At 71.9% G+C, this 9,927-nt stretch carries 8 protein-coding genes; 6 read left to right on the forward strand and 2 right to left on the reverse strand.

All coding sequences use genetic code 11. From position 1 onward, the window contains the following. Both GTW40_RS22190 and GTW40_RS22195 read left to right on the forward strand, forming a co-directional pair. A partial coding sequence (locus GTW40_RS22190) for an ATP-binding cassette domain-containing protein (protein ID WP_161181944.1) occupies positions 1 to 1,640 on the forward strand: 1,640 nt, incomplete at its 5' end. A gap of 1 nt (position 1,641) precedes the next feature. Further along, positions 1,642 to 4,458 carry an NHLP bacteriocin export ABC transporter permease/ATPase subunit gene (locus GTW40_RS22195; RefSeq protein WP_161181945.1) on the forward strand — a complete coding sequence of 939 codons (2,817 nt, stop codon included), beginning with the start codon at positions 1,642 to 1,644 and terminating at the stop codon, positions 4,456 to 4,458. A 213-nt stretch (positions 4,459 to 4,671) separates the two neighbouring features. Here the strand turns inward: GTW40_RS22195 and GTW40_RS22200 are convergent, their stop codons facing one another. Next, entirely contained in the window at positions 4,672 to 5,094 is a 423-nt protein-coding gene (locus GTW40_RS22200; protein ID WP_161181946.1) for a subtilase-type protease inhibitor, read from the reverse strand. 474 nt (positions 5,095 to 5,568) lie between these two features. Here GTW40_RS22200 and GTW40_RS22205 point away from each other — a divergent pair, with 474 nt between their 5' ends. The 4 genes from GTW40_RS22205 to GTW40_RS22220 all read left to right on the forward strand — a co-directional run bounded on the left by GTW40_RS22205 (position 5,569) and on the right by GTW40_RS22220 (position 9,622). After that, positions 5,569 to 7,158 (forward strand): cytosine permease, encoded by a 1,590-nt coding sequence (locus GTW40_RS22205; protein WP_161181947.1) that lies wholly within the window; start codon positions 5,569 to 5,571, stop codon positions 7,156 to 7,158. Continuing rightward, the gene (locus GTW40_RS22210; protein ID WP_161181948.1) at positions 7,155 to 7,820 is read left to right on the forward strand and encodes a cyclase family protein; all 666 of its coding nucleotides are present in this window, start codon (positions 7,155 to 7,157) and stop codon (positions 7,818 to 7,820) included. The genes GTW40_RS22205 and GTW40_RS22210 overlap by 4 nt, the downstream gene beginning before the upstream one ends. A gap of 105 nt (positions 7,821 to 7,925) precedes the next feature. Continuing rightward, positions 7,926 to 8,864, forward strand: coding sequence for an ATP-binding cassette domain-containing protein (locus tag GTW40_RS22215; RefSeq protein ID WP_161181949.1), 939 nt, complete (start codon positions 7,926 to 7,928; stop codon positions 8,862 to 8,864). Continuing rightward, positions 8,861 to 9,622, forward strand: a complete 762-nt coding sequence (locus GTW40_RS22220; RefSeq protein WP_343245760.1) for an ABC transporter permease — start codon at positions 8,861 to 8,863, stop codon at positions 9,620 to 9,622. Before GTW40_RS22215 ends, GTW40_RS22220 begins: the two co-directional genes overlap by 4 nt. Here GTW40_RS22220 and GTW40_RS22225 read toward each other — a convergent pair. Continuing rightward, a partial coding sequence (locus GTW40_RS22225; protein ID WP_161181950.1) for a hypothetical protein occupies positions 9,606 to 9,927 on the reverse strand: 322 nt, incomplete at its 5' end. The two genes, GTW40_RS22220 and GTW40_RS22225, sit on opposite strands and share 17 nt — an antisense overlap.

Raw genomic sequence — 9,927 nt, forward strand, 5'->3', positions numbered from 1 at the left:
TGCTGCTGGTCGCCGTCGGCGCGGCGCTGCCCGCGCTGAGCCGCACCTACATCGACATGTTCCTCATCGGCGGCCAGACCTCGCTGCTCGGCGTGCTGTTCGCCTCGATGGGCACGTGTGTCGCGCTGACCCTGGTGCTGACCTGGCTCCAACAGGCCAACCTGCTGCACGGCCGGATCATCTCCTCCACCCTCTCCAGCGCCCGCTTCCTGCGCCATCTGCTGCGGCTGCCGGTCACCTTCTTCTCCCAGCGCTCCCCCGCCGACCTGGTGCAGCGCCTCCAGTCCAACGACCAGGTCGCCGAGACCCTGGCCCGCGACCTCGCGGCGGCGGGTGTCGACGCGATCGTGGTCGTGCTGTACGCGCTGCTCCTCTACACCTACGACCCGCAGCTCACCTTCGTCGGCATCGGCGTGGCCCTGCTGAACATCGTGGCGATGCGGATGGTCGTACGGCTGCGCGCGACCCGTACGGCGAAGCTGCGCGCGGACTCGGCGCGGCTCACCAACACCTCGTACACCGGTCTTCAGTTGATCGAGACGATGAAGGCGACCGGCGGCGAGGACGGCTACTTCCGCAAGTGGGCCGGGCAGCACGCGGCGACGCTGGAGGAGCAGCAGAAGCTCGGGGTGCCGAGCGCGTGGCTCGGGGTGGTCGCACCGACGCTGGCCACCCTCAACAGCGCGCTCATCCTGTGGATCGGCGGCGTCCGCGCGATCGAGGGACACATCTCCGTGGGTCTCCTGGTCGCCTTCCAGGCGCTGGTGGCCCGCTTCACCGCGCCGCTGACCCGGCTCAACGGCGTGGCGGGCCGCATCCAGGACTTCGCCGCCGACGTGGCCCGGCTGAAGGACGTCGAGAACTTCCAGGCCGACCCGCTCTACGACCGCCCCGGCGGCACGGGCGAGTCCACGCGCCGACTGCGCGGGCATGTCCAGTTGGAGAACGTCACCTTCGGCTACAGCCCGCTCGACAAACCCCTGTTGACCGGCTTCGACCTCAGCGTGGGCCCGGGTCAGCAAGTGGCCTTGGTCGGCGGCTCCGGCAGCGGCAAGTCCACGGTGTCCCGGCTCATCTCGGGGCTGTACTCCCCGTGGGACGGCGTGATCCGCATCGACGACACGCGCCTTGAGGACATTCCGCGCGGCGCGCTCGCCTCCTCCGTCTCCTTCGTGGACCAGGACGTGTTCCTCTTCGAGGGCACCGTGCGCGACAACGTGGCGCTGTGGGACCGCTCGATCCCGGACGAGGCCGTGGTGGAGGCGCTGCGGGACGCGGCGCTGTACGACGTGGTGACGCGCAGGCCCGGCGGCATCCACAGCCGGGTCGAGCAGGACGGCCGGAACTTCTCCGGCGGCCAGCGCCAGCGCCTGGAGATCGCGCGGGCGTTGGTGCGCCGTCCGAGCATCCTCGTGCTGGACGAGGTGACCAGCGCGCTCGACGCGGAGACGGAACTGACCGTGATGGACAACCTGCGCAGGCGCGGCTGTGCCTGTGTGGTGATCGCGCACCGGCTGAGCACGGTCCGCGACAGCGACGAGATCGTGGTGCTCCAGCACGGCACGGTGGTCGAACGCGGCCGCCACGAGGACCTGGTGGCCCACGGCGGCGCCTACGCGGCGCTGGTCAGGGAGCGGTGAGATGACGCGGACACACGAAGGGGACCTGGTCCTCGGCGCCCTCGGCGCCCTCGGCACTCGGGTGGACTGCGCGGGCTTCAGCCGACTGGACCTCGAAAACCCGCAGGTGCTGTGGCTGGTGGCGTCCGGCGCGCTCGACCTGTTCGCGGTGGACGCGGCGCAACAGGGCCACTGGCACCACCTCGGCCGTCTGGAGGCGGGCGCGCTGTTGCTCGGCCCGGTCGCCGGACCCCAGCACACCCTGGTCGCCCGCCCGGTGCGGGACTGCGTGGTGCACCGGGTGAACCTGCGCGAGCTGTACCAGAGCGCGCAGACCGAGACCTGGTCGTACGACGCGTACGGCAACCCGCAGTACGTCCCGCCCGCCTCCAGCCCCCTGGAGTACGCGCTCGCGCTCGGCGTCGGACGCGGACTCGCGGTGCTGTTCCAGGCGCCGCTGGCCGAGGACCGCTCCACCGCGCCCTCGGACGACGACGTGTTCTGGACCCAGGTGCCGCCGGGCAGCGTGCGGTACGGCTCGGTGTACGGCACGGAGGCCGCCGCCGACCTGCTGATGGACCCGGCGCTGTGGCAGACCCTGGTGGACCAGCAATACCGGCTGCTGACCGCCCTTGACCGGTGGATCGAGCAGCTGGAGCGCAGCCACGAGACGCGTACGGCGGCCGGGATCAAGGCCGGTGAGGCGGTGCGCGCCGAGGCCGACCGGACGCTGCTCGCCTCCATCGGCAAGCGCTCGGCGCGCCGGACCACGGCGGCGGACGCGGACGCCGGGTACGCGGCCTGCAAGCTGGTCGCGGAGGCGGCCGGTATCGCGCTGGCCGAGCCCGTGCACAGCGGCACCGAGAGCGAGCGTCTGGACCCGGTGGAGCGCGTGGCGCTCGCCTCCCGGGTACGCACCCGCGCGGTCCGTCTCGACGGCCACTGGTGGCGGGAGAACGTGGGCCCGCTGGTCGGCCACCGCGCGCTGTCCGGGGCACCGGTCGCGCTGCTGTGGCGGCGCGGCGGCTATGTCGCCGTACAGCCCGCGACCGGACGCGAGACGCCGGTGGAGAAGGCGAACGCGGAGGAGTTCGACCCGCGCGCGGTGATGTTCTACCGTCCGCTGCCCGAACGGCGCCTCGGCCCGCTGGGCCTGCTCCGCTTCAGCCTGCGCGGCACGCGCGGCGACCTGACGAACCTGATGCTGGCCGGTCTGGTGACGGTGGCGATCGGCGCGCTGGTGCCGGTGGCCACGGGCAAGGTGCTCGGCGAGTACGTCCCGCAGGCGCGGGAGAACCTGATCGCGCAGGTGTGCCTCGCGGTGATGCTGAGCGGGATCGTCTCGGCGGCGTTCACGCTGCTGGAGAACCTGACGATCCTGCGGCTGGAGGGCCGTATCGAGGCGGCGCTGCAACCGGCCGTGTGGGACCGGCTGTTGAGGCTGCCCACCCGGTTCTTCGCGAGCCGTTCGACCGGTGAACTGGCCAGCGCCGCCATGGGCATCAGCTCGATCCGGCGGCTCCTGGCGGGCGTCGGCCCGGTGGTGGCCCAGTCGGTGACGGTCGGTGCGATGAACCTGGGACTGCTGTTCTGGTACAGCGTGCCGATGGCGTTCGCGGCGATCGGGCTGCTGGTCGTGATCGGCGCGGTGTTCCTGGGGCTCGGGCTGTGGCAGGTGCGCTGGCAGCGGCGCCTGGTGACGCTCGGCAACAAGCTGAACAACCAGGCGTTCCAGACCCTGCGCGGTCTGCCCAAGCTCCGGGTCGCGGCGGCGGAGAACTACGCCTACGCCGCCTGGGCAAGGGAGTTCGCGCGGAGCCGGGAGCTCCAGCAGAAGGTCGGCCGGATCAAGAACCTCAGCTCGGTGCTCGGCGCGGTCTATCTGCCCGTGTGCACGCTGGTGATGTTCATGCTCCTCGCGGGCCCGGCGAAGGGCGCGATGTCGGCGGCGGCGTTCCTCACCTTCAGCACCTCGGTGACGATGGTGCTGACCTCGGTGACCCAGCTGACCGGCGCGTTCGTCTCGGCGGTGGCGGCTCTGCCGCTGTTCGAGGAGATCCGCCCGGTGCTGGACGCCACCCCCGAGGTGCGCTCGGCGAGCACCCGGCCGGGGCCGCTCACGGGCGCGCTGGAGGCCCGGCGGCTGTCCTTCCGGTACGCCGACGACGGCCCGCTGGTCCTGGACGACGTGTCCTTCTCGGTGCGCCCCGGCGAGTTCGTCGCGGTGGTGGGGCCGAGCGGCTGCGGCAAGTCCACGCTGCTGCGCCTGCTCATCGGCTTCGACAAGCCGGTCTCCGGCAGTGTGCTCTACGACGGCCAGGACCTGGCGGCGCTGGACCAGTCGGCGGTGCGCCGCCAGTGCGGGGTGGTGCTCCAGCACGCGCAGCCGTTCACCGGCTCGATCCTGGACGTCATCTGCGGCGCCGAGCCGTACACCCCGGAGGAGGCGATGGCGGCGGCCGAACTGGCCGGGCTCGCCGAGGACATCAAGCGGATGCCGATGGGACTGCACACGATCGTCGCGGGCAGCGGCGCGGTCTCCGGCGGCCAGCGGCAGCGGCTGATGATCGCCCAGGCGCTGATCCGCCGTCCGCGCGTGCTGTTCTTCGACGAGGCGACCAGCGCCCTGGACAACGAGACCCAGCGCACGGTCATGGAGAGCACCCGCAAGCTGAACGCCTCCCGGATCGTCATCGCCCACCGGCTTTCGACCGTCATGGACGCGGACCGGGTGGTGGTGATGGAGGACGGCAAGGTCGTCCAGCAGGGGCCGCCCGCCGAACTCCTCGCGGACACCGGGGGGCGGCTGCACGAACTGGTGCGCAGGCAGCTGACGTAGAGCCGTCGCGCGCATCCCCGGCCGCGAAAACGCCGTGTCCCGGCCAAGGCCCCCCACGGGCCCGGCCGGGACACGGTTGTGCTTCCGGAGACCGGCGGTCGGCCCCACACCTTCCGCCTGCTCCGGCAACGGGATCGCGGTCGCTCCGGCCAGGGGCCGCACTCCCCAGTCACGAGCCCGATCCGGCGTCCTGGAGTCCGCGCGATCCCGGTCCTAGAACGCGAAGACGCTGCTGTCCAGCGCGTCCTTCGCGCAAGCGTTGCCGAACGTGCGCTCGTAGGAGACCCGTTGCCCCTGCCAGACGCCCTGGACGGTCACGGTCACCGGGTCGTAGAGCCGGGTGCACCACACGTCGTCGCGGGCCTTCAGGGCCGTGAAGTCGCCCTGGAGACCGCGCAGTTCGGCACAGGCCCGGACGGGGTCCGGGTGGGTGCCGGACGGGGTCGGGGCGCAGCTCAGGGTGACGGCGCGCTCGGGAGCGAGCGTGGCGGCGCTGTCGCCGTGCCCGGTGGTGAGCACCAGCGCCGAGGGCGCGTACAGCGAGGCCGGGGCGGCTGCGGCGGCCCCGGTCAGGGGGCCGCAGACGGCGGCGGCGGTGAGCCCGAGGGCCGCGGTCCAGCGCGCGGTGTTCCGCATCGTGTGCATCCTTCCGCTCGAAGATTCGGGGGTGCCGGCCCGGCTCCGTTCGGGTGCCGGGGCGGCGGCCGCCACTCTGCCGAGTCCGCCGCCGGAACACACATCCCACCCATGACTTTCAGTAACCTTGCGTGTTGAATCAGTGGCGAGAAGTCACGGAAATCGAACACGTCGGCCGCTCAACCCCACGGTTCTTGATCGGATGTGACGACTCGATGGCCGAAAACCACCGCCTGCGCAATCGGCCTGAAACATTCCGGCCGCACACACCCCGACCGCCTTCACGTCCCGTTCGTGACACCTTCACGCTTCCTCGCGTTCGCCCGGGTTTCCGGCGCACCGGCATGGCCGAACCCTCCATCGGCCGGCCCGGAACATGGACGAAACATCACCTGGCCCGATTCCGCCGCCCGGCCGTACCGTCGGCAGATCCCGATCCGGACATCCGTCCATCACGCGGCGCAGGAGCCCCCGTTGACCTCACAGCCCGCCGAATCCCCGGCCACGCCGCCGCCCGCCCTCACCGAGGTCGAGCCCTACGGCGTCGAACGCATCCCCGACTCCGAGCGCACCGCGACCCCGCTCGACCTCTTCCGGGTCGCCTTCGGCGGCGCGAACACCTTCTCCACCTGTGTCCTCGGCGCGTTCCCGATCCTGTTCGGACTCTCCTTCTGGCAGGGGCTGGCCGCGACTCTCCTCGGCGTGGTCGTGGGCGCCCTGATCCTGTGTCCGATGGCCGTGTTCGGCCCGGTGAACGGCACCAACAACGCGGTGGCGTCCTCCGCGCACCTCGGTGTGCACGGCCGGATCGTCGGCTCCTTCCTCTCCCTGCTCACCGCGATCGCCTTCTTCTCCATCTCGGTGTGGAGCTCGGGCGACGCCCTGGTCGGCGGCGCGCACCGGCTGTTCGGCCTGGATCGCGGCACGCTGTCGTACGTCGTGGCGTACGCGCTGTTCGCGGGCCTGGTCCTCGCGGTGTGCGTGTACGGCTTCCGGTTCATGCTCTTCGTCAACAAGATCGCGGTGATGTCGGCGACCGTGCTGTTCCTGCTCGGCGCCATCGCCTTCGCCGGTGACTTCGACCCGTCGTACGCCGGTGTCTTCACGGCCCACGCGGACGCGGCGACCCGGTCGATGTTCTGGCCGTCGTTCATCGGCGCCGCCCTGATCGTGCTGTCCAACCCGGTGTCGTTCGGCGCGTTCCTCGGCGACTGGTCGCGCTACATCCCCGCGTCCACCCCGCACCGCAAGGTGATCGGGGCCGCGTTCCTCTCCCAGCTGGCCACGCTGCTGCCCTTCGTGTTCGGCCTGGCGACCGCGAGCATCATCGCGACGAAGGCTCCGGCATACGTGGACCCGAAGGCGCCGGACTTCGTGGGCGGTCTGCTGGCGATCTCCCCGAGCTGGTTCTTCCTGCCGGTGTGCCTGCTCGCCCTGATCGGCGGCATGTCCACCGGCACGACCTCGCTCTACGGCACGGGCCTGGACTTCTCCTCCGTCTTCCCGAGGCTGTCCCGGGTCCAGGCGACCCTGCTGGTCGGCGTCCTGTCCATCGCCTTCATCTTCATCGGCCGCTTCGGACTGGACCTCGTCCAGTCCATCTCCACCTTCGCCACGATGATCATCACCTGCACCACGCCGTGGATGGTCGTGATGATGCTCGGCTTCTGGACCCGGCGCGGCTGGTACGACCCGGACGCCCTCCAGGTCTTCAACCGCCGTCAGCGCGGCGGCCGTTACTGGTTCGCGCACGGCTGGAACTGGCGCGGCATGACGGCCTGGTGGGTCTCGGCGGTGCTCGGCGTGCTGTTCACCGACATCCCGGGCCAGTTCGTGGGCCCGCTGGGTGACTTGGCGGGCGGTGTGGACATCAGCCTGCCGCTCTCGCTGGCGGTGGCCGCGCTGCTCTTCCTGGCCCTGCTGTGGCTGTTCCCCGAGCCCCGCGCGGTCTACGGCCCCGAGGGCCCGCGGCTGGCCCGCACGGTGGACACCCCGGTCCCGCCGATCACGGGCGGCGGAGCGGAGCCGGTAGGCGAGCCGGTCCTGGCGGAGCCCACCCGATGACGCGGTGGCTGGACCTCTCGGTCCCGGTGGTCACCGGGATGCCCGTGTATCCCGGTGACCCGGAGGTCACGGTCTCCCCCGCGCTGCGCGCCCCGGCCGACGGCGTCAACGTCCTTGCCCTGCACCTGGGTTCGCAGTCCGGCACCCATGTGGACGCGCCGTACCACATCGACGACGCCTGGCCCCGGCTGGACGAGCTGTCCCTGTCCCGGTTCACGGGCCGCGCGGTGGTGGCCGACGTACGCGGCCTTGCGCCCCGCTCCCCCATCACCCCGGAGCTGCTGGCCCCGGCTCTGGAGGCGGCGGCGTCCGTCCAGCACCCGGTCCTCCTCCTGGCCACCGGCTGGTCGGCGCACTGGGGCACGGACGCCTACGCGGACCATCCCTGGCTGACCCCGGCCGCCGCCGAGGCCGTCGTGGCGGCGGGGGTCCGCACGGTGGCGGTGGACGCCCTCAGCGTGGACCCGAGCGGCCCGGACGCCGACCCGGTCCTCCCGGCCCACCGCGTGCTGTGCGGCGCGGGCGGGGTGATCGCGGAGAACCTCACGCACCTGGACCGGCTGGTGGGCGCGGACGACGCCGAGGTGTTCCTCTTCCCGCTCCGTCTGCCGGGCGCGGACGGGGCGCCGGTGCGCGCGGTGGCGCGGCTCGGCGGGGAGTGACGGCAAGGGGAACGACGATGGTGCGGGGCCCGTGGTGACACGGGCCCCGCACCCGTGTCAGGGGCGTGGCGGCGCCGTGTCAGGCGCGGCCGCCACCTTGGGGTCATGCGGAATTCAGCGATCGCGGTCTCGGGACTGCGCAAGGCATACGGCGACAAAGTCGTCCTCGACGGCGTCGACTTCGACGTCTCCGAGGGCTCCGTCTTCGCCCTGCTCGGCCCGAACGGCGCGGGCAAGACGACGACCGTCAACATCCTCACCACCCTGCTGAGGGGCGACGCCGGGACGGTGCGCGTCGCCGGGCACGACGTGACGACCGCGACCCGGGAGGTGCGCGCGGCCATCGGGGTGACCGGCCAGTTCGCGGCGGTGGACGAGCTGCTGACCGGCCGGGAGAACCTGCGGCTGATGGCCGACCTCAAGCGGGTGCGCCCGGCCGACGAGGTGGTCGCCGGGCTCCTGGAGCGGTTCGATCTCACGGAATCCGCCGACGAGTTGGCGTCGTCCTACTCCGGCGGTATGCGCCGGAAGCTGGACCTGGCGATGACCCTGGTCGGCGACCCGAGCATCATCTTCCTCGACGAGCCGACGACGGGCCTGGACCCGCGCAGCCGCCGCACGATGTGGGACATCGTGCGCGAGCTGGTGGCCGACGGCACCACGATCCTCCTCACCACCCAGTATCTGGAGGAGGCCGATCAACTGGCCGACCGGATCGCGGTGCTGGACCACGGCCGCCTGGTCGCCCAGGGCACCCCCGAGGAGCTGAAGCGCCAGGTCCCCGGCACCCATGTCCGGCTGCGCTTCGCCGGCCCCGCCGACCTCGACACGGCGGCCCGGGTACTGCCCGGGGCCGTACGCGACGACCAGGAACTGACCCTGCGGGTGCCGAGCGAGGGCGACTCGCGGTCGCTGCGCGCCCTGCTGGACCGCCTCGACGAACACATGCTGGACGCCAAGGAGTTCTCCGTGCACACCCCCGACCTCGACGATGTCTTCCTCGCCCTCACCGGCCGCGCGCACGCGGAGGTGACCGCCAAGTGAGCACCTCCACGATGCCGTTGGCCGACGCGGCGGTCATGCTGCGCCGCAACTTCAAGCACACGCTGCGCAATCCGGTCACCGTGTTCCAGGCGGTCCTGTTCCCGCTCGTGATGATGGCGATGTTCGTCTACGTCTTCGGCGGCGCCTTCAAGGTCCGGGGCGAGTACATCGACTACGCGGTGCCGGGCCTGATCGTGATGGCCCTCACCTACGGCCTCGGTCCGACGGCGGCGGCCGTGAACCAGGACATGACCAAGGGCATCATCAACCGGTTCAAGGTCATGGACGTCTCGCACGGCGCCGTGCTCATCGGGCATGTCGTCTCCACGACGGTGCGCGGTCTGATCGCCGACGCGGTCATCATCGGGGTCGGCTTCGCCATGGGGTTCCGTCCGCACGCGGACCTCCTCCAGTGGCTCGGCGCGATCGGTGTGATGCTGCTGCTCGGGTTCGCCGTCAGCTGGCTCACGGTCGCCCTCGGGCTGGCCGCGAAGACCGTGGAGTCCGCGGGTCTGGCCACCGTGCCGCTGATCATGCTGCCCTTCCTGAGCAGCGCGTTCGTGCCCGCCGACACGATGGGCGCGGGCGTACGGCAGTTCGCGGAGTACCAGCCCTTCACGCCGATCGTCGAGACGCTGCGCGGGCTGCTGACGGGCCACCCGTCGAGCGGTGACACCTGGGCGGCTCTCGCCTGGTGCGCCGGGTTCGCGGTCGTCGGCTACGTGTGGGCGGTCTCCACGTTCAAGAAGCGGGCGTGACCCGGGGCGCGGCGAGTACGGCCTCGGCAAGGCGGGGCCAGGCGGCCCGGGTTCCCTCCCGGGCCGCCTCGGCGTACCGCGCGTCGCCGAGGCGGGCGCGGGCCTCCCGCTCGATCCGGTCCGTGTCCGGGTTCGAGCGGTCCCGCAGACCGCCCACGTCCGCGCTCACCGCGAGCAGCCGGGCGGCCTGCCCGGGCTCGTCCCGGCGCAGCGCGAGGTCCGCGACGCCGACGAGCACCTGCGCGATCGCCAGCGCGTAGCCCGACTCGGCCGCCGCGGCGCAGGCCGCCGCGTGGTGGGCGCGG

Source organism: Streptomyces sp. SID4985 (assembly GCF_009863025.1).
Taxonomy (GTDB): domain Bacteria; phylum Actinomycetota; class Actinomycetes; order Streptomycetales; family Streptomycetaceae; genus Streptomyces.

Coding starts and splice junctions, on each gene's coding strand:
- GTW40_RS22215 (WP_161181949.1), top strand. CDS start 7,926: ATGCGGAATTCAGCGATCGCGGTCTCGGGACTGCGCAAGGCATACGGC.
- GTW40_RS22195 (WP_161181945.1), top strand. CDS start 1,642: ATGACGCGGACACACGAAGGGGACCTGGTCCTCGGCGCCCTCGGCGCC.
- GTW40_RS22210 (WP_161181948.1), top strand. CDS start 7,155: ATGACGCGGTGGCTGGACCTCTCGGTCCCGGTGGTCACCGGGATGCCC.
- GTW40_RS22200 (WP_161181946.1), bottom strand. CDS start 5,094: ATGCGGAACACCGCGCGCTGGACCGCGGCCCTCGGGCTCACCGCCGCC.